The sequence below is a fragment of the Rhodococcus sp. 7Tela_A2 genome (assembly GCF_049311045.1).
In the GTDB taxonomy this organism is placed as follows: Bacteria; Actinomycetota; Actinomycetes; order Mycobacteriales; family Mycobacteriaceae; genus Rhodococcus.
The window spans coordinates 1-24,833 of record NZ_JAXION010000025.1 but is presented as its reverse complement, the minus strand read 5'-3'; the positions used below and the strand labels follow the sequence as shown (position 1 = coordinate 24,833).

General features: G+C 66.3%; 28 protein-coding genes. 11 read left to right on the top strand and 17 right to left on the bottom strand.

The window, feature by feature from the left end:
* The first annotated feature begins 30 nt into the window (after window positions 1–30).
* From TVH25_RS07125 to TVH25_RS07115, 3 genes are all read left to right on the top strand, one after another.
* Window positions 31–759, top strand: coding sequence for an MOSC domain-containing protein (locus tag TVH25_RS07125; protein WP_422423685.1), 729 nt, complete (start codon window positions 31–33; stop codon window positions 757–759).
* A gap of 85 nt (window positions 760–844) precedes the next feature.
* Window positions 845–1,486: a hypothetical protein gene (locus tag TVH25_RS07120; protein WP_240952783.1), complete on the top strand. Its 642-nt coding sequence runs from the start codon at window positions 845–847 to the stop codon at window positions 1,484–1,486.
* Window positions 1,486–1,734, top strand: a complete 249-nt coding sequence (locus TVH25_RS07115) for a helix-turn-helix domain-containing protein (RefSeq protein WP_169622859.1) — start codon at window positions 1,486–1,488, stop codon at window positions 1,732–1,734. Before TVH25_RS07120 ends, TVH25_RS07115 begins: the two co-directional genes overlap by 1 nt.
* Before the next feature lie 7 nt (window positions 1,735–1,741).
* Here the strand turns inward: TVH25_RS07115 and fahA are convergent, their stop codons facing one another.
* From fahA to TVH25_RS07095, 4 genes are read right to left on the bottom strand one after another with little or no spacing between them, the layout of a single operon-like run.
* The gene (gene fahA / locus TVH25_RS07110) at window positions 1,742–2,944 is read right to left on the bottom strand and encodes a fumarylacetoacetase (protein ID WP_422423684.1); all 1,203 of its coding nucleotides are present in this window, start codon (window positions 2,942–2,944) and stop codon (window positions 1,742–1,744) included.
* The gene (locus TVH25_RS07105; RefSeq protein ID WP_422423683.1) at window positions 2,941–4,143 is read right to left on the bottom strand and encodes a homogentisate 1,2-dioxygenase; all 1,203 of its coding nucleotides are present in this window, start codon (window positions 4,141–4,143) and stop codon (window positions 2,941–2,943) included. The genes fahA and TVH25_RS07105 overlap by 4 nt, the downstream gene beginning before the upstream one ends.
* Window positions 4,144–4,195: 52 nt before the next feature.
* On the bottom strand, window positions 4,196–5,182 hold the full coding sequence (locus TVH25_RS07100; RefSeq protein ID WP_296549188.1) for a permease prefix domain 1-containing protein: 987 nt from the start codon (window positions 5,180–5,182) through the stop codon (window positions 4,196–4,198).
* Window positions 5,179–5,529 carry a PadR family transcriptional regulator gene (locus TVH25_RS07095; RefSeq protein WP_422423682.1) on the bottom strand — a complete coding sequence of 117 codons (351 nt, stop codon included), beginning with the start codon at window positions 5,527–5,529 and terminating at the stop codon, window positions 5,179–5,181. Before TVH25_RS07095 ends, TVH25_RS07100 begins: the two co-directional genes overlap by 4 nt.
* Before the next feature lie 163 nt (window positions 5,530–5,692).
* Between TVH25_RS07095 and TVH25_RS07090 the strand changes: the two genes are divergently transcribed.
* The 3 genes from TVH25_RS07090 (at window position 5,693) to TVH25_RS07080 (ending at window position 9,370) form a co-directional block, all read left to right on the top strand.
* Complete coding sequence (locus TVH25_RS07090) at window positions 5,693–7,036, top strand: YhgE/Pip domain-containing protein (protein WP_296549186.1); 1,344 nt, start codon at window positions 5,693–5,695, stop codon at window positions 7,034–7,036.
* Between the two features lie 187 nt (window positions 7,037–7,223).
* Window positions 7,224–8,783: a bifunctional 3'-5' exonuclease/DNA polymerase gene (locus tag TVH25_RS07085; RefSeq protein WP_422423681.1), complete on the top strand. Its 1,560-nt coding sequence runs from the start codon at window positions 7,224–7,226 to the stop codon at window positions 8,781–8,783.
* A 140-nt stretch (window positions 8,784–8,923) separates the two neighbouring features.
* Entirely contained in the window at window positions 8,924–9,370 is a 447-nt protein-coding gene (locus TVH25_RS07080; protein WP_422423680.1) for a nitroreductase/quinone reductase family protein, read from the top strand.
* A 39-nt stretch (window positions 9,371–9,409) separates the two neighbouring features.
* Here the strand turns inward: TVH25_RS07080 and TVH25_RS07075 are convergent, their stop codons facing one another.
* The 5 genes from TVH25_RS07075 to TVH25_RS07055 all read right to left on the bottom strand — a co-directional run bounded on the left by TVH25_RS07075 (window position 9,410) and on the right by TVH25_RS07055 (window position 13,238).
* Entirely contained in the window at window positions 9,410–10,702 is a 1,293-nt protein-coding gene (locus TVH25_RS07075) for a lipase family protein (RefSeq protein WP_169653290.1), read from the bottom strand.
* Window positions 10,703–10,785: 83 nt separating this feature from the next.
* The gene (locus tag TVH25_RS07070; protein WP_169622846.1) at window positions 10,786–11,643 is read right to left on the bottom strand and encodes a DNA-3-methyladenine glycosylase family protein; all 858 of its coding nucleotides are present in this window, start codon (window positions 11,641–11,643) and stop codon (window positions 10,786–10,788) included.
* Window positions 11,640–12,227 carry a methylated-DNA--[protein]-cysteine S-methyltransferase gene (locus TVH25_RS07065; protein WP_169622845.1) on the bottom strand — a complete coding sequence of 196 codons (588 nt, stop codon included), beginning with the start codon at window positions 12,225–12,227 and terminating at the stop codon, window positions 11,640–11,642. Before TVH25_RS07065 ends, TVH25_RS07070 begins: the two co-directional genes overlap by 4 nt.
* Window positions 12,224–12,739 (bottom strand): RNA polymerase sigma factor, encoded by a 516-nt coding sequence (locus TVH25_RS07060; protein ID WP_169622844.1) that lies wholly within the window; start codon window positions 12,737–12,739, stop codon window positions 12,224–12,226. The genes TVH25_RS07065 and TVH25_RS07060 overlap by 4 nt, the downstream gene beginning before the upstream one ends.
* The gene (locus tag TVH25_RS07055; RefSeq protein WP_169622843.1) at window positions 12,726–13,238 is read right to left on the bottom strand and encodes a methylated-DNA--[protein]-cysteine S-methyltransferase; all 513 of its coding nucleotides are present in this window, start codon (window positions 13,236–13,238) and stop codon (window positions 12,726–12,728) included. The genes TVH25_RS07060 and TVH25_RS07055 overlap by 14 nt, the downstream gene beginning before the upstream one ends.
* A gap of 90 nt (window positions 13,239–13,328) precedes the next feature.
* On the opposite strand from TVH25_RS07055, the gene TVH25_RS07050 reads away from it, so the two are divergent.
* Window positions 13,329–14,078 carry a ribulose 1,5-bisphosphate carboxylase large subunit gene (locus TVH25_RS07050; RefSeq protein ID WP_296549180.1) on the top strand — a complete coding sequence of 250 codons (750 nt, stop codon included), beginning with the start codon at window positions 13,329–13,331 and terminating at the stop codon, window positions 14,076–14,078.
* Window positions 14,079–14,094: 16 nt separating this feature from the next.
* Here TVH25_RS07050 and TVH25_RS07045 read toward each other — a convergent pair whose 3' ends face one another.
* The 5 genes from TVH25_RS07045 to TVH25_RS07025 form a co-directional block, all read right to left on the bottom strand.
* Window positions 14,095–14,832 (bottom strand): SDR family NAD(P)-dependent oxidoreductase, encoded by a 738-nt coding sequence (locus TVH25_RS07045; RefSeq protein ID WP_422423678.1) that lies wholly within the window; start codon window positions 14,830–14,832, stop codon window positions 14,095–14,097.
* Entirely contained in the window at window positions 14,829–15,857 is a 1,029-nt protein-coding gene (locus TVH25_RS07040) for a phosphotransferase family protein (RefSeq protein WP_422423677.1), read from the bottom strand. The genes TVH25_RS07045 and TVH25_RS07040 overlap by 4 nt, the downstream gene beginning before the upstream one ends.
* Entirely contained in the window at window positions 15,854–17,071 is a 1,218-nt protein-coding gene (locus tag TVH25_RS07035) for an acyl-CoA dehydrogenase family protein (protein ID WP_422423676.1), read from the bottom strand. The genes TVH25_RS07040 and TVH25_RS07035 overlap by 4 nt, the downstream gene beginning before the upstream one ends.
* A gap of 87 nt (window positions 17,072–17,158) precedes the next feature.
* Window positions 17,159–17,785, bottom strand: a complete 627-nt coding sequence (locus TVH25_RS07030; protein WP_169622839.1) for a TetR/AcrR family transcriptional regulator — start codon at window positions 17,783–17,785, stop codon at window positions 17,159–17,161.
* A gap of 52 nt (window positions 17,786–17,837) precedes the next feature.
* Window positions 17,838–18,965 (bottom strand): NDMA-dependent alcohol dehydrogenase, encoded by a 1,128-nt coding sequence (locus TVH25_RS07025; protein ID WP_422423675.1) that lies wholly within the window; start codon window positions 18,963–18,965, stop codon window positions 17,838–17,840.
* 148 nt (window positions 18,966–19,113) lie between these two features.
* On the opposite strand from TVH25_RS07025, the gene TVH25_RS07020 reads away from it, so the two are divergent.
* The 3 genes from TVH25_RS07020 (at window position 19,114) to TVH25_RS07010 (ending at window position 21,019) form a co-directional block, all read left to right on the top strand.
* Complete coding sequence (locus TVH25_RS07020; RefSeq protein WP_169622837.1) at window positions 19,114–19,557, top strand: SRPBCC family protein; 444 nt, start codon at window positions 19,114–19,116, stop codon at window positions 19,555–19,557.
* 145 nt (window positions 19,558–19,702) lie between these two features.
* Window positions 19,703–20,365 (top strand): enoyl-CoA hydratase/isomerase family protein, encoded by a 663-nt coding sequence (locus TVH25_RS07015; protein ID WP_169622836.1) that lies wholly within the window; start codon window positions 19,703–19,705, stop codon window positions 20,363–20,365.
* A gap of 42 nt (window positions 20,366–20,407) precedes the next feature.
* A complete protein-coding gene (locus TVH25_RS07010; protein ID WP_296549173.1) occupies window positions 20,408–21,019 on the top strand; it encodes a TetR/AcrR family transcriptional regulator in 612 nt (203 codons plus the stop codon).
* Window positions 21,020–21,031: 12 nt separating this feature from the next.
* Here the strand turns inward: TVH25_RS07010 and hppD are convergent, their stop codons facing one another.
* Window positions 21,032–22,237 (bottom strand): 4-hydroxyphenylpyruvate dioxygenase, encoded by a 1,206-nt coding sequence (gene hppD, locus TVH25_RS07005; RefSeq protein ID WP_169653281.1) that lies wholly within the window; start codon window positions 22,235–22,237, stop codon window positions 21,032–21,034.
* Between the two features lie 180 nt (window positions 22,238–22,417).
* Between hppD and TVH25_RS07000 the strand changes: the two genes are divergently transcribed.
* A complete protein-coding gene (locus TVH25_RS07000; RefSeq protein WP_169622833.1) occupies window positions 22,418–22,954 on the top strand; it encodes an Lrp/AsnC family transcriptional regulator in 537 nt (178 codons plus the stop codon).
* Window positions 22,955–23,065: 111 nt separating this feature from the next.
* Here TVH25_RS07000 and TVH25_RS06995 read toward each other — a convergent pair whose 3' ends face one another.
* Together TVH25_RS06995 and TVH25_RS06990 are read right to left on the bottom strand one after the other, a co-directional pair.
* Complete coding sequence (locus TVH25_RS06995; RefSeq protein ID WP_169622832.1) at window positions 23,066–23,593, bottom strand: polyketide cyclase; 528 nt, start codon at window positions 23,591–23,593, stop codon at window positions 23,066–23,068.
* Between the two features lie 82 nt (window positions 23,594–23,675).
* Entirely contained in the window at window positions 23,676–24,536 is an 861-nt protein-coding gene (locus TVH25_RS06990; RefSeq protein WP_169622831.1) for an SGNH/GDSL hydrolase family protein, read from the bottom strand.
* Window positions 24,537–24,833: the final 297 nt, after the last annotated feature.

Genomic DNA, 24,833 nt, shown 5'->3' with positions numbered 1-24,833 from the left:
TCACACGGCCGCGCCGTATGCTGGCATGTTGTGCGAATCGGTCAGCTCTGGCGTTATCCGGTGAAGTCGTTCGGTGGTGAGCGGATGGACGCAGCCACCGTCGAGTCGGACGGGCTGCGCGGGGACCATGTATGGGCGGTCGTCGATCCGGAGACCGGCGATGTCGCAAGCGCAAAGCGGTTCCGCCGCTGGGGTTCTTTGCTGTCGTGCCGTGCGCGACTGCTCGACGAAGTCGATCCGCGCGACCCTGCCGCCCTGGAGATCACCCTGCCCGACGGCACTGTGGTGCACGGCAACGACCCCGCTGTGGAGGATCTGTTGTCGGACACGACCGGACGGCCCGTCCGGTTGGAGACCCGCCCGCGCACCTACGACGAAGCGCCACTCCATCTGGTGTCCACGTCCGCGGTCGACGCGCTCGGCACCGGGGACGCATCGGAGATCGCGCTGCGTCGTTTCCGGCCGCAGATCGTCGTGGCGACGGACGAGGACGCGGGATTCCTCGAAGACGGCTGGGTCGGGAAGCAGGTCGGTATCGGCTCCGCGACGGTCGAACCGAACAAGCTCACCTCGCGGTGCGTGATGGTGACGCTCGCACACCAGGAGGTGCCCGCGCGGCGCGACATGCTCCGCACGGTGATGGCGCGGCCCGTCGCACCGGGACTCACGGACGATAAACCGGGTGCGTACGTCGGGGTCTACGCGACCGTCACCCGGTGCGGGCTGATCGCGGTCGGGGACACACTCGAGATCCGGTAGTCCGTCCGAGTCCGATAGACATATCGTTTTTCGATGTGTATAACGAATATCGATATTATCGACTTTCGTTATGCCGGGAGGCCCCATGCGCACGGTCGAAGACGCACCATCGATCACTCCTACCGAGACGTCGAACAAGGACCGGAGGGACCTCTGGGCGTCGATCACAGTGTTCGCGGCCACGGCCCTCGTCGTCGTGGTCAACTACGTCGTCGGACTCCTCGACGACCTGGAGAACCGGACCGTGACGGCGCGGTTCTCCTTCGAGCACACGCCTCCGCCGAACATGTTCTCTCCCAATGGAACTCCAGTCTCCGTCGCAGGAACATCGAACATCGACATTCCGACCGGGGACGTGTCGCCCGTGACCGTCGGCTTCCTCCGCAGCGCCGACGCACTGGAAACAATCGGCTACCTGGCGGTTCTGGCTCTTCTCACCTGGGTCATGGTGAGGTTCGTGCGCGGGCGGTTGTTCGACAAAGGGGTCATCCGCGGAGTCACCGCCGCGTCGGTCGCCGCCGTCATCACCATCATTGCGCCGACGTTTCCCCGCGTTCTCGGCTCCAATCTCGCCATTCGGGATCTCGCCTGGGACGACGGTGTCGGCGCGCAGGGAATCGGACCGGAGTTCTGGTACGCGTACGTCTTCTGCATGGCGCTGTCCGCCGTCGCCGTCGTACTGCGCATCGGTAGCCGTGTGGCCCGCGACAACGAGGGACTCGTCTGATGCCGCCCGACAACGATCACGCCGTGCAGTGCCACCTGGACGAGTTGCTCGAGGCACGCGGCATGACGCTGGCACACCTCGCCGACCAGGTCGGTGTGAGCGTCGTCAATCTTTCGGTGCTCAAGAACGGGCGCGCCCGCGCGATCAGATTCTCCACCCTCACCGCGGTATGCCGGGTCTTGAACTGCACTGTCGGGGAACTTCTCTCGGTCGACGAAGAGCCCGAAGCCCACGATCGACGGGCATGAGTGCCGGTCAGTTCACCGCGCCCGTGGCCGGCAGAATACGAGTGCGGACCTCGCCGAATCCGATACGGGTGCCGTTGGGGCCCGGTGCGGTGGCCGAGATGGCGATTTCGTCGCCGTCCTCTACGAACGTGCGGGTGTCATCTCCGACCTGCACGGGTTCCTTGCCACCCCACGTGAGTTCGATGAAGGCGCCGCGCTGGTCCTTCTCCGCCCCGGAGACGGTGCCGGAACCGAACAGATCGCCGGTCCTCGTGGCCGCCCCGTTGACCGACGTGTGGGCGAGCATCTGCGCCGGCGACCAATACATCTGCGCGTACGGGGGACGCGACACGATATGGCCGTTCCATTCGACGGCGAGATCGATGTCCAGACCCCACTTCTCGTTGCCCGTCAGATAGGGCAGCGGTTCCGGGTCCTGCACCGGCGTGTCGATCCGCGCGGCCTCGAGAGCGGCAAGCGGCACCACCCACGGAGAGATCGACGTCGCGAACGACTTTCCGAGATTGGGGCCGAGCGGGACGTACTCCCACGCCTGGATGTCGCGGGCCGACCAGTCGTTGAGGATCACCGCGCCGAAGCAGTGGTCGGCGAACTCGTCGGGAGCGATCTGTGAGCCCATCGGCGAACCGACGCCCACGACGAACCCCATTTCCGCTTCGATGTCGAGCCGGATCGACGGGCCGAAGACCGGCACCTCGTCGTTCGGTCCCTTGCGCTGACCGCACGGGCGCACAATATCCACACCCGAGGTCACGACGGTGCTCGACCTGCCGTGATACCCCACCGGCAGGTGCTTCCAGTTGGGCATGAGCGGGTCGGGGTTCTGGGGACGGAACAACCGGCCCAGGTTCGAGGCATGATTCTCGGAGGCGTAGAAGTCGACGTAATCGGCGACCTCGATCGGAAGATGCATCGTGACGTCGTCGATCGTGAATACCGCGTCGTCGTCGAGGTCACCGGTGATCGCGTCCTGGATTGCGGCACGGACCTCGTCCCACCGCGTGCGTCCCTGTGCCATGAATGCGTTGAGTGACGGTTCGGCGAAGACGATGTCGTCGAACAGCCGGCTCAGGTCGAGAACCGAATCACCCACGCGCACACCGACGCGCGGTTCGGTATCCGCGGTGGAGAAGACGCCGTAGGGCAGGTTGTCCGGTCCGAAGAGTGAGCCCTCGGGGATTGCGATGACAGCGCGTCGTGGGTGGGTCACTCCCCTGCTCCCGGAGTGCGATTCCAACTGCGCGCATAGGACGGGTCCTCGCAGGCGAGTGCACCTTCACCGAGTTCGAGCGGGCGGAAGGTGTCGACCATGACGGCCAGTTCGTCGAAGTATTCGACACCGATGCTGCGCTCGTAGGCACCGGGTTGCGGACCGTGCGCGTGACCGCCCGGGTGGACGGAAACCGACCCCTGCCCGATGCCCGAACCCTTGCGGGCTTCGTAGTCTCCGCCGCAATAGAACATCACCTCGTCCGAATCGACGTTGGAGTGGTAGTACGGCACCGGAATCGCGAGCGGGTGGTAGTCCACCTTGCGGGGCACGAAATTACAGATCACGAAGTTGTTGCCTTCGAACGCTTGATGCGTGGGTGGCGGCTGATGGACACGGCCGGTGATCGGCTCGAAGTCGTGAACGGAGAACGTGAACGGGTACAGGCAGCCGTCCCACCCGACGACGTCGAAGGGATGATGCGCCAGCACGTATCGCGTGCCGACAATCCCGCGTGACGTGCGGTGCTTGACGAGGACGTCGACGTTCTCCTCCTCGACCTGTACCGGTTCCGCGGGACCGTGCAGATCGCGCTCGCAGAAGGGGGCGTGCTCGAGGAACTGCCCGTACTTCGACAGGTAACGCTTCGGCGGAGCGATGTGACTGTTCGCCTCGATGATGTAGGCACGCAGTGGTTCGTCACCGGTCGGCACCCAGCGATGCGTGGTGGCTGCCGGCAGCAGCACGTAGTCGCCGGGTTTCGCCGAGAGAGTGCCGAAAACCGTGTGGACATCGGCGGTTCCGGACTCGACATACACCATTTCGTCGCCGACCACGGTGCGGTAGAGCGGTGATTCCTTCGACGAGACGACATATGAGATCCGCACGTCCGGGTTCCCGAGGATCAGACGACGTCCGGTGACCACGTCGGTCTCCGACCAGATCTCCGGGGGGAAGAGCTTGTGGAGTTCGAGGTGCCGTGGTGCGAGCGGGTGGTTCGGCGCGGTGTTCTGGTCGCCGAGTTCCCATGTGGTGGCGTCGGCGATCGCGGACGGGATGTACCGGTGGTAGAGCAGCGACGAGTCCGAGGAGAATCCCTCCTCGCCCATCAATTCCTCGTAGTAGAGGGCGCCGCGGTCGTCCCGGTGCTGGGTGTGACGCTTGGGCGGGATGACGCCGAGCTGTCGGTAGAACGCCATGGTTCGACTCCCGGGGGTTCCTGGGGTGGTGCCGCGCAGGTCGGTGACGACGTTACAGCGACACCGCCGCCGACGAGCGGGACAGCGGGCGCAGTGCTTTGAACCACGCCTCACCGATGCTCCACGCCGCCACCACCACGACTACGACGAGGATCCCCTGAGAGAAGCGCGCCATCTGTTCGGGTCCGCCCGCGAAGGTGACACCCGAAAAAACGGCGTCGAAGAACGCAGGGTTGAGAAACCTGTCGCTCGTCAGCAGCCAGACCAGCGGAATCGCGAGAAGCAGGTTGAGAACGGTGTCGACGCCGGCCAGCAGAATCGTCCGGCGCCGGACCGTGTACTTGACGATCTCGAACACGGCCTCGAGCGCCAGTACGGCGAGGAGCACCGGCATCCAGAAGTTCCACAGGTCTGGTGCGATGAACGGGATCGGGACACCCTCGGAGTCTTCGAAGGAAGAGGACGTCCGCTGCGCGATGAACACCACGATGAGGAACACGAGCATTCCGACGGAAAAGACGGTATCCCCCAGCGACACGCGTCCGTTGGTGACGGACTGCGGTAGCTGGTCGACGGTCCACTCGGCGGCGAAATCCTTGCGACGGGTGCCGTTGCGCTCCAACACGGCGAAGACGACCGTGACCCAGAAAACGATCTGCAGGGCCACTTCCACGGTGCTGGACAACCCCGTGACGAGCACCTCGACGCCGGTACTGCCCCCGATGAGGTCGACCACGAGCAGGATCGCCCCGACGAGAGGAGCAATCCACAACAGCGCCTTCAGCAGGCGCCACCAGTCGAGGAAGAACTCGGGCCCGATCAGGTACATGGGGCGTCCCGCGAGCCCTGCCGCGAGCCGGTCCGGATCGCCGAGGTCGGTGAGTACCGCGGCCTCCGCATCCACCGGTGACTCGCCCGCCGCGATCCGGGCGTCGACGGCGTCCGCGATCGAGCCGCGGAGTTCACGGCCGATGTCCTGATGCTTGTCGGCAGGAAGGCTGCGCAAAGCTGCGGCGATGTAGCGGTCTGTGAGCGTCATGATGCACCTTCTTCCGAGGTGGATGCGATGGCCTGCAAGGTGCGAGCGAGACCCGACCACTCGTCGAGGAGCCGCTGCGCAACTTCCGCGCCGGCTTCGGAGGTCCGGTAGAACTTGCGTGGTCTCGCCTCGTCGGTGTTCCACTCGCTGACGAGCAGGCCTTGCTTTTCGAGTCGTCGCAGCAACGGATACAGCGTGCCGGCGTCGACGGCGATTCCGGCGGCTGCGAGAGCCTCGAGCAATCCGTAGCCGTAGCCCGGAACGCGCAGCATCAGGAGGCTCGCGACGACGACGGACCCTCGTCGCACCTCCTGGTCGTGCCCGGCATACACATCAAGATCACTCATGCGGCTCACCATACTGTGTGACACACACTATTGTGAAGAGCCAGAGTCCTGTCGCCATTGCTGGTTGGTTCACCCCGGCGTGACCCACGCTTTCTCCACGCGCCCCATGTGCACTCCGCCACTTGGTTCTACGAATCAGCACACACGTGTGCACAATCGACGGGTGAGTTTTTCCGACATCCCGGTCGATCCACATCGACACACCCTGCGGGGCGCCCGGTTCTGGCTGGCACCACTCGTGGTGGTCACTGCGGTGATGGCTGCGTTGGGCTATTTCTACCTGGGCAGCATGCTCGAGCCGTCCGAGAATCTCCGCGAGTTCCCGATGGCGATCGTCAACCAGGATGTCGGCGACGTCATGCCGGGAGCCGATGCGCGCCGCAACCTCGGATCCGAGATCACCGCCGCGGTGCTCGACGGCGTCGATTCCGAGCGCATCGCTCTCCAGGAAATGGGGATAGCCGCAGCGCACCGCGGCCTCGACACCGGCGAACTGTACGGCGCGATCGTGATTCCGAGCGATTTCACGAAGCGCACGTCGATCCTCGCGCAAGCCAGCGTCGTCCCCGGTGACATCGAGAAACCCGTCATCACCCTCTACAGCAACCCCCGCACCGGAACGTTCGCGTCAGCCATCGTCGGGATCATCGGTGACGAGGCGCTGACCACCGTCAACAAGTCGGTGGGCGAAGAACTGACGAAGACCGTCCGTACGACGCTTGCGGAGACCGCGCCCGATCTCCAGCTCTCGGGCGGTAGCGCGCTCACACTTGCTGAGCCCATCAACGTCCTGGACGTCGAGCACAAACCCCTGCCTGCCCACACCGGTTCCGGGCTGTCCGCGTTCTACTACACGCTGCTTCTCATCCTGGCGGGCTTCACCGGTGCGACCATCGTCAGTTCCATCGTCGATTCCGCGCTGGGGTTCGTGCCCACCGAATACGGACCGTTGTACATCACCAAGGAAACCACCAGGATGTCGCGACTTCAGGTGCTGTTCCTCAAATGGGGCATCCTGGTCGTCCTCGCACTGGTCGTGTCCGCGCTGTATCTGGGGATCGGCACGGCGCTCGGGATGCCCGTGCCACGCCCGCTGTTGCTCTGGGAGTACGGCGCCCTCGCCATCTCCGCGGTCGGCATCACCTCGCTCTCGGTGATGTCCGTGTTCGGACCCGCCGGACTGATCGTGAACCTGATGCTGTTCATCGTGCTGGGACTGCCGTCCTCCGGCGGCACGATTCCGATCGAGGCGTCGCCGCCGCTCTTCGAGTGGCTCGCCACCTTCGAACCGATGCATCAGATCTACCTCGCGGTGCGCGCCATCCTCTACTTCGACGGCAACCTTTCCGCAGGCCTTGCCGAAGGCACGAAGATGACCCTCGTGGGTCTGGGTGTCGGCCTGTTGATCGGTGTGGTGGTCACCTGGATCTACGATCGGCGCGGATTCCACCGTCTCGAGGATGCGCCTGCGACCACACGCGTCCTGGAGAGCGTCAAGATCGGATAGTCCCGGCACAACGGAACCCCACCGCATGTCGGGGTTGCGGCGGGGCTCCGCACGACCACCGTAGCCGCGCTGCGGAGCCCGGGGCCGCCGGTCTTGGGTGAAACGGGGGGTGAAGACGATCTTGGGCCCGACGGGCCGGAGGCCGGGCGGCGAAGAAGAGCCACACCTCGAGAGGCACACTTGAGCGGTGCGCACGGTTGTCGTTCCTCATCCATCCGGTAGCGGTGCCGTACGCGGCGCCAGTACCGTCACCGTCGACGAGAACGGAACCCCCGACGCAGCGGTGCGACATCATCGCGACCTCGCCGCCGCGGTGGCCGAGATCGAAGCCACCGATCGTCCCCGATGGGTGTGGACGTCCACTTCGTCGGTGTACGGCGAACTCCTTCGTGCCGGCGTGCGCGTCCAGCGATGCCACGACCTGGCGACGACGGGCGCAATCCTGAGCACGCGCGAGGGCCTACCCCCTCCGCCCGCCGACGACCCGGTCGACGAGCGACCCGGCTTGTTCGACGCAGCACCGGCCGTGGACCTCGACACCGTGATCTCCCGGTTCGCCGACCAGCGCCGCCGCATCACCGGTGATCCCCGTCTGGAGTTACTCGTGGCCGCGGAGTCGGCGGGGACGTTGGCCGCTGCCGAGATGGGGTTCGGCGGACTGCCGTTCTCGGCCGAATCCCATCGACGACACCTCGAACGCACTCTCGGACCACGGCCCACCGGCTACGAGATGCCCGCCGGCATCGTCGCCGTGACCGAGGAGATCGGGTCGGCGTTCGGCCGCCCGGTCAATCCCGCCTCGCATACCGAGGTACTCGACGCCTTCCGGCGCGAAGGCATCGAAGTGCAGTCCACGCGCAAGCACATCCTGCAGGAGATCGACCATCCTGCGGTGCCGCTGCTTCTCCGGCACCGCGACCTGGCGAAACTGTTCAGCACCAACGGGTGGCACTGGCTCGATACCTGGGTGCACGGCAACAGGTTCCGGCCGGTCTATGTCCCCGGCGCCGTCGTCTCGGGCCGCTGGGCAAGCCGCGGCGGCGGTGCACTTCAGATCCCGAAAGCGCTCCGCTCGAGTGTGGTTGCCGACCCCGGGTGGACGTTCGTCGTCGCCGATGCGGGGCAACTCGAGCCGCGGATCCTCGCGGCGATGTCCGGTGATCCCCGGATGGTCGCCGCCGCGGGCGAGGACGACCTGTACGCACCCGTTGCCGCCACCGCGTTCGCCGGCGACCGCGCGAAGGCGAAAGTCGCGGTGCTCGGAGTGCTGTACGGCGCGACCTCCGGTGACTCCCGGTCGCTGCTCGCTGTCCTTCGAAAGAGCTTTCCCGACGCGGTGGAATTCGTCGAGCGTGCAGCGAAGGCCGGTGAACGCGGGGAGGTCGTGCATTCGTGGCTCGGGCGCGCCTGCCCGCCCGCACCGCCGGGTTTTCAGTCCGGGCCCGACGTCCGTGCCCGCGGCCGCTTCACCCGGAACTTCGTCGTGCAGGCCACTGCCGCCGAGTGGGCGCTGTGCCTCCTCGCCGAACTGCGGCGACGGCTGACCACCGATCCCGACCCGACCGCAGGCGAGCTCGTGTTCTTCCAGCACGACGAAGTCGTGGTGCACACCCGCAACCCCGCGCTCGCGTCCGCGCACATCTCCGCGTCGGTCGACGTCGCCACCCGATTGATGTTCGGCAATACGCGGGTCCGCTTTCCGATGAAGACAGCCGTGCGCACGACCTACGCCGACGACCCGGAGTAAGCGTCTCGCAGTGGTGACGGGCCGGTCCCGGGCAGCCGACACGGCAACAGAGAGCACTGCTCTTGACTCTGCCCCGCCAACCGGCGCACACTGGCTCTCAACAGAGAGCACCGCTCTCTGAATGAGAGTGAGGAAACGTCATGTATGCCTCCACCCGCTACATCGGTCCCACCGGACTGGACTCGATCATGAACCGGTTCTTCAACACACTTCCCAAGCTCGGAATCAGCGTCGCGGGCTCTCGCCTGCTCGCAGTGCGCGGCAGGAAAAGCGGCGAATGGCGCACCACCATGGTCAATGTGCTGACCACCTCCGACGGCAGGCGCTACCTCGTCGCCCCGCGCGGCCACACGCAATGGGTGCGCAATCTGCGGGTAGCCGGCACCGGGGAACTTCGCCTCGGGCGTCGCGTCGAAGAATTCAGCGCCTCCGAAGTTGCGGACGCCGACAAGATCCCGGTGCTGCGCCAGTATCTGCAACGGTGGGGCTGGGAAGTCGGGAAATTTTTCGACGGTGTCACCAAAAACTCCAGCGATGACGAGTTGGCGGCTATCGCACCAGGTTTCCCGGTCTTCGCACTCGCCTAGTCGCACGCGGCACGGTCCGGAGGAACCTGAGCCCCGACATCAGCCTGCGGGCACCGGAACAGGCGCGAGCGAATTTCCGACTCCGATCGAGGCACAGTCGTTTCGGACGTTGTCGCCGGCGAAGCGACTGTTCAGGAACTCGGCCGCCTGCGCCTGGAACGGAACGAATGCCTCCTCGTGGTCGAGGCCGTCGTACTGGGAATAGGCCACCGCGACTCCGCGAGTGCAGTACGTATGGGCAAGCCCTTCGACGTCGCCGGTCACCATGATGGTGTCGCCGATGGGGTCGCTGTGGCCGACAGCCAGGAACATCGGAACAATCGGGGTACCGGCGGTGCCCATGATGTTGTCGTTGATCGCGATCGCCACTTCTCGGACGTCGAGCAACGACCGGTAGGGCGCACGAACCATATCCGCGTCGGTGAGCCCCGGATAGTCGGACGCGAACTCCGCAATGCACCGGTTGGCAACCTCGGCGACGACCTGCTTGCCCCGGTCGGAGAGAAACGCGTCCGTGTCGAGGTCGTATGTACGCTGATAGGCCACAACCAAAGCCGGAATCACGCCCGCCCATTTCGCGCTACCGCTGACGTAGGGCAGGTTGTGTGCGAGATCGACCGGCACGCCGCCGGCGGCAGCGCCGATGATATTCAGTTCGGGCGCGTAACTCGGCGCCACCTCGGCGCCCCACTGGGTCGGTACCGATCCACCGGAGTAGCCGATCAGGCCGACGGGCGTCGAATCGGGAAGCGACAGCAGTTCTTCGGTAGCCTTGATCCCGTCGAGTGCCGCGTACGCCGATTCGCGTCCGACCGTCCACTCCAGTTCCGGCCCTTCGTAATCGGGAGCCACAACGGTGTATCCCGCGGCGATATATCCGGCGATGACGGTCTGCTCCGCAAGCGACACACCACTGTCAGCGCTCCCGGTCAACGTATAGGAGGGATCGCACTCGGATCCGAGTGCGTCGTACGCCATGTGGAACGAAATGAGCTTGGTGGGCCCCGGTGCGAGCGGTTGAAGCACAGTCGCAACGGTGTCGGTCGGCTCGCCCTGCTGGTCGGTCGTACGGTAGAGGACCTGTGTGCTGGTGACCGGCGTGGTGACACCCGGTGCGGCAAACACCGAGGGCCTGGAGCGAAGAATCGTGCCCGGAGCGAAATCCGCCAGCGGACCGTCATAGGTGTAGAACGGATCCTGCGAAGGCAGGGGCTCCGGGATCGGCTGTGCCACACTGCTGCCCGCGCCGAGAACCATGGCCGTGACGGCAACTGTCACGCACGCGATGCACCGCCACAACAGACCGGACGTGACGCGTGGCTTCGTCGACATGGCGGTCTACACCCCCGTCTCGGGTACTGCTGACGGACTGCTGGCACATTCCGGACTGGCCGAAGAATACGTGCGTTCGGGCGTTACGGGTGCCGATTCAATGTTGCATGCGCCCACAGATGAGCAACCGCGTAGGCACGCCACGGTTGCCACTGTGCCGCGAGCGCAGTCGCTTCGCGTGCGGTGCCGACCTCGAGGGCGCGCCGGAGCACAAGGTCACCGGCGGGGTACGCATCGCGGTCGCCGGTTCGCAGGGCGAGATAGTCGACGGTCCACGGCCCGATTCCGGGCAGCGCGAGCAGATCACGGGAAAAGGACGCCGACGCGGGATCGAGGCCGTCGGATACCGCTCGGGCCAAGACCAGCAGGGTGTTCGCCCGAGACCGTGTGGTGCCGATCGCCGCACGCAGATCTTCCGGCGCGAGGGCAGCGATCCGTTGCGGTGTCGGAGAGCACCGCAATCCACCTGGCGCGTCGTCGCCGAACGCCGCGACGAGCCGCCCCGCGAAAGTGGCTGCTGCCGCGACACTCACCTGTTGCCCGAGGATCGTCTGCACGGCCGTGGTGAACCAGTCGGTACTGCCGAGCACCCGCAGGCCTGGCCGGGCTCGCACCAATGGAGCAAGGACAGGATCGGCGGCAAGCGCGGCGTCGACGACGGTGGGGTCGGCGTCGAGGTCGAGCCAACGGCGCACCGCCGCTTCGACATCTGCGATGTCGGCCCGGCGCGGCGCATCGATCCGCGCCACCACGCTGCCGGTATCGGCGCGGAGTGTCACGGCCGCGCTCGCAATACCGTGCGCGGTGCGCAGCGCAATACAGTGCGTTCCGGTGGCTACATCGTGACGTTCGTGCCCCGGAACCGCATGGCTCCGCATGGTGGCGAGCAGTGGACGCACCGAAAATGGGAGCGCCACCGGGAGCCGGGCGACAGTGATCACGCGGCGGCTTCGAGCCGCAGCAGGATCTGTTTGGCTTCCACACCGCCCGCGTACTGCCCGAGTCCTCCGTCGGTGCGGACGACGCGATGACACGGGAGAACCACCGGCAAGGGGTTTTTCGCGCATGCCGTCCCCACGGCACGCACCGCTCGAGGACTTCCCGCTGATGCGGCAACGTCCGCGTAGCTGGCGGTGCGTCCGTACTCGATGTCGGCAAGCCGCGAGATCACCTCCCGCCGAAAGCCTGTCGCGAGACGAAAGTCGAGAGGGAGATCGAACGCGGTGCGAGTGCCGCCGAAGTATTCGTCGAGCTGACGTACCGCGTCGTCGAACCGGGCGGGTGCGTCGAGGATGCGTGGCCCGATCTGCCGGGCGAGTTCGTCGAGCACGGCGTCCTCGCCCTCCGCGACGAAGGCCACCTTCACGAGCCCCACCGTGGTGGACGCCAACAGCAGCGGACCCACCGGAGTATCGACGACGCGGTAGGCGACATCCAGCAACCCTGCGGCTTCGGCGTCGAGGACGAGTTTGTCGTGCAGCCAGGCCAGATCGGAAGTAGACACCGACGGGATAGGAAAGTTCATGAGCGGCTTCCTGTTTCGGCGTGATAGGAGCGGCGCAACGCTTCCCGGCCGTCGGCGGCGGCTCGCCGGGACGCGTCGGCGCTGTTGCCGAGAATCGCGCCGATCTCGGCATACGGCAACCCGCCCACGTAGTGATACACCAGCACTGCGCGCTGCGTGAACGGCAGCGCCGCCACCGCCGACCACAGTTGGTCGTCGCCTGATCCCGGCAATCCCGCTGTTGCGGGGCGTTCGGGGACGATCTCCGTCGGCACAGGCGCACGACCACGCAGCCTGTGCACGTCGATCGCCTTGCGGTGGGCGATGGTGACCAGCCACGCTTCGATATTGCTGCCCGGCCGCAGGGCGGGGTACGCACGCAACGCCGCGAGAAACGTCTCGGACCACGCGTCGTCTGCGTCGGTGGGACCCAGCAGAGCCCTGCACACCCTCGATACCGTCGGACCGTGGTCGGCGACCACCCGTTCGAACGGGGGTAGATGTGTGGGCTCCGTCGTGTCAGACCGGGGCATGAGTGGCCTTTGCCCTCCGGAACGCCGCTTCCCGATCGAGCAGCAGGCGCTTGCGGTCGAGACCCCCGGCATATCCGGTGAGCTTGCCGCTGCTCCCGATCACCCGATGACACGGGACCACGATGCACAACGGGTTCCTCGCGTTCGCCGCGGCCACCGCGCGAACCGCGGTGGGCCGTCCCACCGCGGCCGCAACGGCGGTGTAGGTGCAGGTTGTGCCGTATTCGATCTCCGCCAACGCGGCCCACACCGTCCGTTGGAAGTCGGTGCCGGCCGGTGCGAGCGGAAGAGTGAAGCGGGTGCGTTCACCTGCGAAGTACTCGTCCAACTGTGTCCGCGCCTCGTCGAACCCTTCGGTGGTCCGGGACCCGAAGGAAGTGCGATCGGGGGAAGGACGGTGCTCCACCATGTACAGGCCCGACAGGACGCCGTCGGTATTGACCAACGTCAACTCACCGATCGGGGTGTCGATCAGGGTGTGCGTGCGCGATGCGGTCACGGGTTCGATCCTTCCATCCGATGCAAGGTTCACATCGAGTAGACGCACGGGACGACCGAAACGTGAGGTTGCTGTCGCACCGTGGCCGCCGTGGTGAAAGATGGCGAGATGATCGCCTTACCCGCTGTCCCTCTCGTCGGTTCCCTTCTCGGTGCCACGCGCACGGTGGTCGAGCGCACAGTCGCCACCGCCACCTTCGCGGTGTCGGTGCCCGCCCGTGCCGAGGCGCTGCTCGACAATGTCGAATCGCTGATCCGGCGCGTCGACGCCGTGGTCGACGATGCCGCAGTGGCGGTCGCTCGGGTCGAGGCGATCATCGCGTCGACGACTTCTGTCGTCGCGGACGCCGACGCGGTCGCCGGACAAGCGCGCACCATCGTCGGCCAGGTCGGCACCGTCGCCACGCAAGCCGAGGCCATCGTCGGAGATGTCGGCACCGTCGCCGGGCAGGCCCGGACGGTCGTCGGAGAGGTCGCTCTCGTCGCCGGGGAAGCCCGCACGATCATCGACTCCGCCGGACGAAGTGCCGACATCGCGAGCGAACTCCTCGAGACCTACGAGCCCCTCGCACGTCAGGCTGCGCCCCTCGCGGCCCAGTTCATCGAGGAACTGTCGCCGGAGGAAGTGCACGCGGCAATCCTCATGCTCGACCGGCTTCCCGAGCTGTCCGAGCGGATGAACATGATCATGCCGATCCTCGGCACGCTCGACACGGTCGCGCCGGAGATCCACGAGTTGCTCTGCGTCGTGAAGGACCTCCGTCAGGCGATCACCGGCGTGCCCGGGTTCAACTTCCTTCGCCGGCGAGGCGAAGAAAAGGAGAACTCGGACGACGAGTGATGCGCAGGCGGGAAGGTCAGGCGCTGTAGAGACTCGCTCCCGCGCGGCTGAGCACCAGCCGGGGCAGGACCGCGCGCGACGACAACTTCAGCAGTGCGTCGACGAGCTCGACGACGTCGCCGACCTCGAGCATGTCCTCCGCCGGGATCCGGTCTTTGATCCACTCGGACATGTCGGTGTCGACATACCCGGGAGCGATTGCGGATGCCGAGACGCCGTTACCCGATTCCTCGGCGTTGAGGGTTTCCACCAGCGACACGAGTGCGGCCTTCGTCGCGCCGTACGCGGCGAGACCGGCTTCGGCGTACACACCGGCGACGGACGCGAGCGCGATCACCTTCGCGCCGCGACCCGGATCGTTCCGCGCACCGGACCGCAGCAGCGGCAGTGCCGCCTGCATCAAAGCGAACGGCGCGTTGAGGTTGACTGCCACCGTCTTGTCGAACCGGCGGGAGGGGAACTCGGCGATGGTGCCGGCGGTGCCGACACCCGCGTTGAGTACCAGGGCCTTCATCGCGCCGAACGCGTCGGCGTGTGCGGCGACCACCCTGCCCGCGGCGTCGGGGTCCGCCAGGTCGGCGGCGACGGTCCGGACGTCCGTCGCACCCGCATCCCGCAACAGAGCGGCGACCTCGTCGAGCCGGGTTGCGTCCCGGGCGGAGATCGTCAGCGCGAATCCGCGCTCCGCGAGGCGGGTGGCGACGCCGAGGCCGATGCCCCGTGTCGCCCCGGTGACGAGGGCGCTCGCGATCACGAACCTGCTCCCGTCACGAAGTCGAGTCCTGCGGCGACGAGCGCGGGCACCGCGTCACCCGCGCGGTCGAACCCGTCGCCGACGGTCGCGCCGGCCCGCCAGCGATGATTGATGCCCTCGGCGATGACGGCGAGCTTGAAGTGGGCGAGGCCCATGTAGAAACTCCAGTGGGCGATGTCGCGTCCCGAGACGGTGGCGTATCGCTCGACGAGGTCGTCCGCCGACGGCAGCCTGTTGCTGGTCCAGGCTGCGGGGAACCCGAGCACCTGGTCGAGCGCGGGATGCCGGTACACGCACATCATGGCGAGGTCGGTCAGCGGGTCGCCGAGAGTGGACAGCTCCCAGTCGACCACGGCTGCAACGCTTCCCACGTCGTCGTGGGAGAGAATCGTATTGTCGATACGGTAGTCACCGTGCACGATCGACGGGGCGGGCGACTCCGGGATCGAGTCCGCGAGTGCGGCGTGCAGCCGCTCGACATCGGGAAGTTCCCGGGTTTTCACCCTGTCCCACTGGCTCTGCCACAGCTTCACCTGGCGGGTGACGTACCCGTCGGGCCGTCCGAACCCGCCCAGCCCCACGGCTTCGTAGTCGACGGCGTGGAGCTCGGCGATCACGCGCACGAGTTCGCTTGTGCAGCGGTCGATGTCGGTATCGGACAGCGAATCGAGGTCGTCCTTGCTGCGTACGACGCGCCCCCCGACGTACTCCACCACCGTGAACGGTGCGCCCATCACGGAGTCGTCCTCGCACAGCGCGACGGTGCGCGCGACCGGCACCGCACTGCCCTGCAGCGCGGACGTGATGCGGTATTCACGGGCGACGTCGTGTGCCGACGGTGTCAGTCCCGCCGTGGGTGGTCGCCGCAGGACCCAATGGGATGTGTCGTCGAGGATGCCGTAGGTGAGATTGGATTTCCCGCCGGAGATGAGTTCTGCCCGCAGTTCGCCGTCGACCGCAACCCCGGATCGACGCAAGAATCGGTCGAGCGCGACGAGGTCGAGCCCTTTGTGCACCGCGGTCACTTCGCTGCTCCTTCGGCTGCGGCGGCCTTGCGGGCCGCACCGACGGCACGCTTTGCGATGGCCCAGCGGTGCACCTCGGACGGTCCGTCGTAGATGCGGAACGGGCGGACCTCGCGCGAGAGCCTGGCGAGGGGAAGATCTTCGGAAACCCCGAGACCACCGCACATCTGGACCGAGCGATCGACGATGCGGAAGATGGCCTCGGCGGCGAAGGTCTTGGCGATGGACGTGGCGTTCGCGGCGTGCGATCCCCGGTCGAGTTCCCAGCATGCCTGCACCAGCAGAGCCCGGGTCGCTGCGATGTCGATCTCGTTGTCGGCGACCATCTTCTGGATCATGCCGAGATCACCGAGCTTGGAGCCGAATCCGTCACGTCCTGCCACATACCGGAGCGCGGTGTCGTGGCCACGCCGGGCGGCACCGAGCCAGCGCATGACGTGCGTCATGCGAGCCGGGCCGAGCCGGACCTGCGCGTAGGCGAATCCCTGATCCACTTCACCGAGCACTGCGCTGTCCGGGACGTACAGATCCTCGAAGTCGACCTCGCAGTGTCCGCCGATCATCGACTTGTCGAGCGTCTCGATGTGACGACCCACCTTCAGCCCGTCGGAGTCCGCGGGAGCGAGGAACATCGTCGCTCCGCCGCGCTGCCCCGGCTCCCCGGAGGTGCGGGCCATGATGATGAAGAATCCGGCGCCGTCCGCCCCTGTGATGAAGTGCTTGCGGCCGTTGATCTTCCAGCCCCCCGTCGTCTTCTCGGCGCGGGTCGTGAGTGCGTTGGGGTCGGCGCCGGCGCCGGGTGCCGGTTCGGTCATCGCGAAGGCCGAGCGCATGTCGCCTGCAGCGAGAGGAGCCAGGTATCGGCTCTTCTGCTCGTCGCTCGCGATATGCGCGAGCATGTGCACGTTGCCTTCGTCGGGAGCGGCGATGTTCAGGGCCACGGGGCCGAACAGGGAGTAGCCGGCCGCCTCGAACACGGGAGCCCGGTCCACCATCCCGAGGCCCTGGCCGCCGTACTCGACCGGCGCATGGGGGGCGAAGACACCCGCCGCCTTGGCGGCGCTCTGCAGTGCCACCCGTACGGAATCGCCACCCGCTGCGGCGATGTCGCCCCGATGGGCGTCCTCGACGGGAAGCACTTCGCCGCGAACGAACGCTTCGGTTCGAGCCACGAGATCCTGCACGTGCTCGGCGTAGGCCAGGTCGACCGCCATGCTGATACTCCTTCCAGACCAACCGACCGATCGATCGCTCGGTGACCGCTACGGTGGCATATCCCGGAGAGTGGGTCAACCCCGGCTCTACCGCGCCCCGACGGTGCTCCGTGCAATGACCAGGTACCGATGGACGATGTCATCGGGACTCGACGGGCCGTCCGGGCGGTACCAGCTCGCGACACCGACACACATCGTCGTCACCGCGCGGCTGGCGTCCTTGGGATACGGAGTCGTGAACTCCCCGGTCGCCACCCCGCCTTCGACGATCCCGTCGAGCATGCGTTGCTGTTCGTCGCGCAAGGCGACGAAGGCCGCACGGCTCGCGGGTTCCATACTGCGCATCTCGGTGGATGCCACGAACGCCTGATCCCGCCGGACCATGTGGAAACGCAGGAGCGATTCGACCACGGCGTCGAACTGCTCCGACGGTGTCGGGCCGGCCTCGGCGAGCGCCCGGCGGCTGCGGTCGAGCAGGTCGTGCATCACGGTGGTGGTGAGCGAGACGAGCAGGGCCTGCTTCGACGGGTAGTGGTGGTACAGCCCCGGCACCGACAATCCAGCCCTCGACGCGATCTCCCGGATCGAGGTGCCGTCGTACCCGCGTTCGGCGAACGCTTCGAGGGCCGCCGCAAGAGGTTTCGGCAAGGTCGGGGGGCCGTAACGCCGCCACGACCCGACGTCGCCGGAGACCGGATCCTCATGCATGTCCATGGACAACACCGTAGGGGACGGTCCCCGGCCACCTCACCCGAGCGGAGCGGGGTCAGTAGTCGTCGTCTCCGTAGACGATGAGGCCGCGCAGGTTCTTGCCCGCGTGCATATCTTCGTACCCCTGGTTGATGTCCTCGAGTTTGTAGGTGTTGGTGACGAGGCCGTCGAGATCGAGTTGTTTGTTGCGGTAGAGGTCGAGCAGTTTCGGGATCTGCGAACGCGGACCTGTGCCGCCGAAAATGGCCCCCTGCAGTCTCTTTTGGAGAAGCGTCAGTTCGAACAGACTCAGAGTGACCTGCGTGTCGGTTGCGTTGCCCATGCCGACGACGACGACCTGCCCACCCTTCGCCGTGACCGAGAGCGCGGGCGCGATGATGTCCCCGTGGATCTCCCCCACAGTGATGATCGTGACATCGGCCATTGCGCCCCAGGTGATCTCACCGATCACCGGCGCCGCCTCCTCGAGTGACGAGAACGTGTGACTTGCGCCGAATTCTTTCGCCTTCTGCCTCTTGTACTCGACGGGATCGATTGCGACGACGAACCGGGCGCCCGCGTGAGCCGCGCCCTGAACCGAGTTGATGCCGACGCCGCCGATACCGACGACCACGACGGTGTCGCCGAGCTTGGTTCCGCCGATTTCCGTGGCCGAACCCCATCCCGTAGCGACCCCGCAGCCGAGGAGTGCGGCCTTCTCGAGCGGAATGTCTTTCTCGATCTTGATCACCGAGGCTTCGTTGACCGTGACGTACGGGGCGAAAGTGCCGAGCAGGCACATCTGCAGGACCGGGTCGCCGTTCAAGCTCGCGCGATAAGTCTTGTCCGAGATCGCCTGCCCGGTGAGCAGGCCCGCTCCCTCGTCGCAGATGTTCTGCAAGCCCTTGGCGCACGATCGGCAGCGGCCGCACGCGGGGATGAATGCGAGGACGACGTGGTCACCCTCCTCGAGGGTCGTCACTCCCGGACCGACTTTGGTGACCACGCCGGCACCCTCGTGTCCGCCCAGAACCGGGAAGAACGGAAGCGGAGTTGCGCCCGTGCGGAGATGCTCGTCCGAGTGGCACAGGCCCGAGGCAGCCAAACGGACCTGCACCTCACCCGCCACCGGGTCGCCGAGGTCGATCTCCTCGATCTCCCACGGGCGGTCGATTCCCTTGATCACTGCCGCTTTCGTCTTCACCGGGCCTCCTGAGCAGGATAATTGTGATGTGCGTCACGCCGAATTCAAGCACTGCGCGGACGATCGGGCAATGGGTTCGGGAATCCCCCTGTCCCGGCGCTGCGGTTCCCCGTACCCTCCGTCGCACTTACCTCGAAGGACCGGTGACATGATCCATCTCCGCCACAGCGCGACAGCCGAGATTCCGGCCGACGTCGCCTTCGCCTACGTCGACGACCACCGGACCGTTCCCGAGTGGATGTTCGGAATGACCCGATTCCAGCCCGTGGGCACGCAGGTCAGCGGCCTGGGAACCGTCTACGACGCAACAATGCGCGTGGGACCCAAGACTCTCGACTCGCGGGTCGAGGTCGTCGAATGGGAATTCGGCCGCTCCCTCGCCCTCGAGTCCGTGGCGGGCATGCGGTCGGCCTCGACGTGGCGCTTCATCGAGATCGGCGACGAAAGGACCCGGCTCGACGTCGATTTCGCATACCAATTGCCGGGCGGTCTGGCAGGAATGGCATTGGGCAAGCTGATCGAGCCGATCGTGGGCACCGCCGTCCGGCACACCGAGCAGGCCCTTCGCAGTCAGCTTCGCGACCTGGCCTGACCAGGATCCCCTATTCGCGGCACCGTTCACCTCCGCCCGGGACAGCGGCATGCACGAGGAAGATCCATTTTAGAGCATCCGCTCTGTTATGGTCGGCGCTGTTCCGCCACCGTCGTTGCGGACCTGCCTACGAAAGGGGTCACACATGCCATCGATCACTCAGGACGGCCCGATTTGGACGCTGAACCTCGGTGACGACGAGAACCGCTTCGGCCCGGAGTGGCTCACCGCCGTCGAGAAGTGCCTCGACGAACTCGAGGCCGGCACCGACGCGGCCGCACTGGTCACGATCGGTTCCGGAAAGTTCTACTCCAACGGCCTGGATCTCGACTGGCTCGGGCAGCACCTGGACGAGTACACGTCCTACGTGGACCGCGTCCATGCTCTGTTCGCGCGCGTCCTGACCCTGCCCGTGCCGACGGTCGCGGCCCTGAACGGACACGCCTTCGGAGCAGGGGCGATGCTGGCGATGGCACACGATTACCGAATCATGCGAGACGACCGCGGCTACCTGTGCTTCCCGGAAGTCGACATCCACATCCCGTTCACGCCCGGCATGTCCTCCCTGATCACCAGCAAGCTCACTCCCCGGACGGCAGTCACCGCGATGACCACCGGACATCGCTACCCCGGACCGCAGGCCCTCCAGGACGGTCTCGTGGACGCCGTCGCCGGCCTCGACGATCTGCAGACCGGTGCGGCCGACATCGTCCGGCCTCTCGCAGGCAAGGACCGCAAGACGCTGGGTGCGATCAAGCAGACGATGTTCACCTCGGCCGTCGCAGCCCTCCAGCAGCCGATGGGCTGACCGTCACCACACCTGCACACCCCGCCGACCGATAGGGACACCGTGGGACGACCTCGCCGGCACGACCTCGACGATCTGCTCGATCACGCGCGCCACCTGTGGGTACGGCGAGGCACACCCGGCGTGACGATCCGGGCACTCAGCGACGTCTCGGGAGCATCGAACGGTGCGATCTACAACGCGTTCGGCTCCCGGGACGGTCTGCTGGCGTCCGTGTGGGCACGCGAGGCCACCCGATTCCTCGAGTTCCAGCGCGACATCGCCGACAGCACCCTGACGGCCTCCGGCCCCACGGAAGCGATCGTCGCGGCAGCGCTCGCGCCGGCCACCTATGCGGAGCGCGACGAGTTCGGCGCGCAACTGCTGCTCGCGGTCACCCTCGACGATCTGCGCACCCCGGACCTCGCAGAGTCTCAGCGCGACCAGCTGGCCGGACTGCGACGCACCCTGACCACCCTGCTCACCGTGCTCGCCGTCGAACAGTGGGGCAGGGAGGATGCGACCGCACTCACCCTCGTGAAGTACTGCGTCGTCGACCTGCCCGGGGCGCTCCTGCTCGGGTCCGGCAACGTGTCCGATCCACTCGCACGTCACGCACTCTCGCTCGCGGTGCGCGGAATCGTCTCGGAGTCGCCGCCGGCACCGGACCGATGACCGTGCGCGTCGTCAGAAGTTGCCGCGCGCCGCCTGCTCCCGCTCGATAGCTTCGAACAAGGCCTTGAAATTGCCCTTGCCGAATCCGGCGGAACCGTGTCGCTCGATGAGTTCGAAGAACACCGTGGGGCGATCCCCTACCGGCTTGGTGAAGATCTGCAGCAGGTATCCGTCCTCGTCACGATCGACGAGGATGCCGCGCTTCTTCAATTCCTCGACCGGAACCCGGACGGCCCCGATGCGTGCACGCAATTCCGGGTCCTCGTAATACGCATCGGGTGTGGGCAGGAATTCGATGCCCTGATCTCGCATGCGGTCCACCGCGGCAAGGATGTCGCGGGTCGCCAGCGCGAGGTGCTGCGCTCCGGGACCGCGGTAGAAGTCGAGATACTCGTCGATCTGCGAACGCTTCTTCGCGACCGCCGGTTCGTTGAGCGGGAACTTCACACGATGGTTGCCGTTGCACACCACCTTGCTCATCAGTGCCGAGTAATCGGTAGCGATGTCGTCCCCGATGAACTCCGCCATGTTCGTGAAACCCATGACCCGCCGGTAGAAATCGACCCACTCGTCCATCCGGCCGAGTTCGACGTTGCCGACCACGTGGTCGAGTGCCTCGAACATCCGCGCCCCCGCGTCGCCGTGTCGGCGGTAGGAGGAGACACGTTCGACATATCCGGGCAGATAGACGCCCGAGTATCGCGACCGGTCGACCAGCGTGTGCCGGGTGTCGCCGTACGTGGCGAGCGCGGCAAGGCGTACCGTGCCGTACTCGTCGGAGACGTCGTGCGGTTCGTCGAGGATCCTGGCACCCTGTGCGCGAGCATGTTCCACGCACGCGTCGACATCGGGAACCTGCAACGCGATGTCGGCGACACCGTCTCCGTGCACCCGATGGTGATCGGCAAGTGGACTGTCCGGGTCGACAGCTCCCTTGATCACGAAACGCACCGCGCCGCTGCACAATACGTAGGCGTGATGGTCACTGTTTCCCGTCGTGGGCCCGGAGTACGCGACGAGATCCATACCGAAGGCGGATTGGTAGAAGTGCACCGCCTGAGTGGCGTTGCCGACCACCCACGACACCGCGTCCCAGCCGCTGACCGGAAACGGATCGTGTGCCGCGTCGTACTCGACGGCTCCGACGAGCCTGCGTAATTCGTCCGGGTCCAGGCGAGCGAGTCGCTCGGTATCGGTGAGGTCCCGTTCGAGAGTCATAGCGATCTCCTGCCGCGAGTGCGAGGTGGTTCGTCGTCGGATGTCACCAGGAGAAACCCGTCGGGAGCCGGTGGCAATCTGTTCTCGCAGAACTGGTCGACCGGACCGGAATACACCGGCATCCGACCGTTCAGCTATACAATCGGCCTACATTCCGCGACCCGGCGGGAAGGAACGATCGTGCGTGACGTCCTGCAACTCGACAAACTGGATTTCGCGCTCCTCGAAGTCCTCCACTCGGATCCCAAGATCGGAGTACTCGAACTGTCCCGGCGACTCCGCGTCGCTCGTGCCACCGGCGCTGCCCGGTTGCGACGACTCGAAGACGGCGGCCTCATCGCCGGATACGGGCCACAGGTCGATCTCGCCGCCGCAGGATTCGATGTCCAGGCGTTCGTCACGATGGAGATCGCCCAGGGGGCACTCGCCACCATTCGCGAAGTACTGGAATCCATTCCCGGCGTGCTGGAAGCATTTTCGACCACGGGAACCGGTGACATCCTGTGCCGCATCGCCGCCGACTCCCACCTCGGACTACAACACACCCTCATCGAGTTGAACCGGTCGTCGATCATCACCCGCTCGACGAGCGTGATGGTGCTGTCGAACGTCGTGCCCTTCCGGGTGATGCCGCTGTTGCGCACACTCCAACCCAGCGGGTCGGCGAAGGCACCCGCGTATCGCCCTCCGCAGACGACAGCGGTGCCGGAACGGTGATGCGGCACGGTGGAAGATGTTGTGTGGCGGAACACTCGGTACGGGACGGCGGAGGTCGAGTGAAAAGTTTGGTGACAAAGTGCCCGGATAGCGGGCACTATCCCACCAAAGCTAGATCGCCGTGGACCCATGTGCGTCGTCCGGCGGCGACGTGTGCTCGGCGAGCCTTGCGAGATTGAGCAGTTGCCTTCTCGCCATGACGAGGTCGCCGACACAGATCGCCGGAGCCAGCACGCCGGCCCCGCTCATCACGAGCTTCAACAGCAACCTCGTGTGCGGGCCCGCGGGGACGAGCACATACGACATGACAGCGCCCATGATCCGTCCTGTGTAGTGCACCTGCGTTTCGACCGCGAGCAACCGTCCTTGCGGGTGGTTCGCCGTGCGCGTGAAGGGCCGGCCGGGCTCCGGTGGAGGGATATCGAGCAGTCTCTGCGGAGAACGACGGCCACCGTTGTCTATCCAGTCGTACGAATACGGCGCCATCTGGAGCTGGGTGACCCAAGGCCAGACGACAGCCGGAGCGGCGCGCACGGTCACGCCCCTCCACGCCTGAAGAGTCGGATCGGGGACGAAGTCGTCACACGGGTAGCGGCGGGCGACCTCGGCGTCGGTCACACCCCAGCGGTCGCCGAACATGGATCCTCCCCACGCGACCCTGCGCGGCCGCACAGGGACTACTCTTCCCGATCCGCCTCGGGACTGTGCGAGATCGGGCCTGCTACCACGCAGCCACGACACGTCCCGCGATATGACGCATCCCGGCCGTGGTCGGATGCATCGGTGCTGCAAAAGACAGCGACTGCTGTCCCTCGAACCAGCGCTGGTCGGGAGCGGCGCACGCGTCGTGCCCCTCCGAACCCCCGGCGACATCCACGAATTCGGCACCGGTGTTCGCGGCTGCACCGGCGAGTACCTGGTTCATCCGGCCGAAGAATCCCTTGACGAAGGAGGCGTCGGCGTCGCTGGTGGGGATGTTCGGCCAGCACCCGCGGTCGCCGAAGATGCCGCCGTGCCCGACGAGCAGGACCCTCGCACCGGGCGCCTTCTGCCGGATCTTGCCGAGCGTCGCCGTCACTTTCGGACCCAGCGCGTCGAGTGCGGCGGCCATTCGAGTCGCCACGTTCGGATTGGACCGGCAGTGCGCATCTCCGCCCGGAAGATCGGTGTAACAGGCGGAGACCAGGGTGCGCCATCCGACGTCGTTGCCGCCGATGCTGAGGGTCACCAGGGTGGTGTCTGCTGCGAGCAGGTCTATCTGGCGCGGTACCTGTCCGGTCTTCGTGTCCTGCGGGATCCTGGTGACGTTGTCGGTGCGGGCGGCTGCGCACGACACGTTGATGAACGACGCGGGACGTAGTGCGTGCGCCACCAGCGCCGGGTATCCCACATCGGAACGGGCACATCCACCGATCATTGCGGCTGCGTCGAGGTACGGTCCTGCGGCCCGCGAATCACCGAGCGCGACGTACCGAACACCTTGATCCACCACCGTGTCGCTCATCGCCGACCCGGGCCACACCATGCTCACAGTCGCGACGGCGGCCACCAGAGTTGCCCGCACACCGGCGCGCCTTCTCATCTGACCCTGCACTGCGGGACAACGACATTCATGCTTCCTCCGATGGAGCTCTACAGCTGTGGCAGGCGTCGGCGCGTACCGCGGAAATCTCCGCAGTACGCGCCGCGCGTGCCTTCACCGTGTGAAATCGGAACCGCCGGCATTGCCGTTACGACTGTACGGAAAGCGCGCCCGGTTCAGCCGTGTTTCAGAAGAGTCGGGGGTCGTTGCTCGTGGCCGGACGGGGTCTCGTCACCCGCTCGGCAGGCCACATACAACGGCGGCGCCGCGATCCCCGAGAGCTTCAGGGATCGCGGC

Coding starts and splice junctions, on each gene's coding strand:
- TVH25_RS07120 (WP_240952783.1), top strand. CDS start 845: ATGCGCACGGTCGAAGACGCACCATCGATCACTCCTACCGAGACGTCG.
- TVH25_RS07115 (WP_169622859.1), top strand. CDS start 1,486: ATGCCGCCCGACAACGATCACGCCGTGCAGTGCCACCTGGACGAGTTG.
- TVH25_RS07105 (WP_422423683.1), bottom strand. CDS start 4,143: ATGGCGTTCTACCGACAGCTCGGCGTCATCCCGCCCAAGCGTCACACC.
- TVH25_RS07100 (WP_296549188.1), bottom strand. CDS start 5,182: ATGACGCTCACAGACCGCTACATCGCCGCAGCTTTGCGCAGCCTTCCT.
- TVH25_RS07095 (WP_422423682.1), bottom strand. CDS start 5,529: ATGAGTGATCTTGATGTGTATGCCGGGCACGACCAGGAGGTGCGACGA.
- TVH25_RS07080 (WP_422423680.1), top strand. CDS start 8,924: ATGTATGCCTCCACCCGCTACATCGGTCCCACCGGACTGGACTCGATC.
- TVH25_RS07075 (WP_169653290.1), bottom strand. CDS start 10,702: ATGTCGACGAAGCCACGCGTCACGTCCGGTCTGTTGTGGCGGTGCATC.
- TVH25_RS07065 (WP_169622845.1), bottom strand. CDS start 12,227: ATGAACTTTCCTATCCCGTCGGTGTCTACTTCCGATCTGGCCTGGCTG.
- TVH25_RS07060 (WP_169622844.1), bottom strand. CDS start 12,739: ATGCCCCGGTCTGACACGACGGAGCCCACACATCTACCCCCGTTCGAA.
- TVH25_RS07035 (WP_422423676.1), bottom strand. CDS start 17,071: ATGGCGGTCGACCTGGCCTACGCCGAGCACGTGCAGGATCTCGTGGCT.
- TVH25_RS07030 (WP_169622839.1), bottom strand. CDS start 17,785: ATGGACATGCATGAGGATCCGGTCTCCGGCGACGTCGGGTCGTGGCGG.
- TVH25_RS07020 (WP_169622837.1), top strand. CDS start 19,114: ATGATCCATCTCCGCCACAGCGCGACAGCCGAGATTCCGGCCGACGTC.
- TVH25_RS07015 (WP_169622836.1), top strand. CDS start 19,703: ATGCCATCGATCACTCAGGACGGCCCGATTTGGACGCTGAACCTCGGT.
- hppD (WP_169653281.1), bottom strand. CDS start 22,237: ATGACTCTCGAACGGGACCTCACCGATACCGAGCGACTCGCTCGCCTG.
- TVH25_RS06995 (WP_169622832.1), bottom strand. CDS start 23,593: ATGTTCGGCGACCGCTGGGGTGTGACCGACGCCGAGGTCGCCCGCCGC.
- TVH25_RS06990 (WP_169622831.1), bottom strand. CDS start 24,536: ATGAGAAGGCGCGCCGGTGTGCGGGCAACTCTGGTGGCCGCCGTCGCG.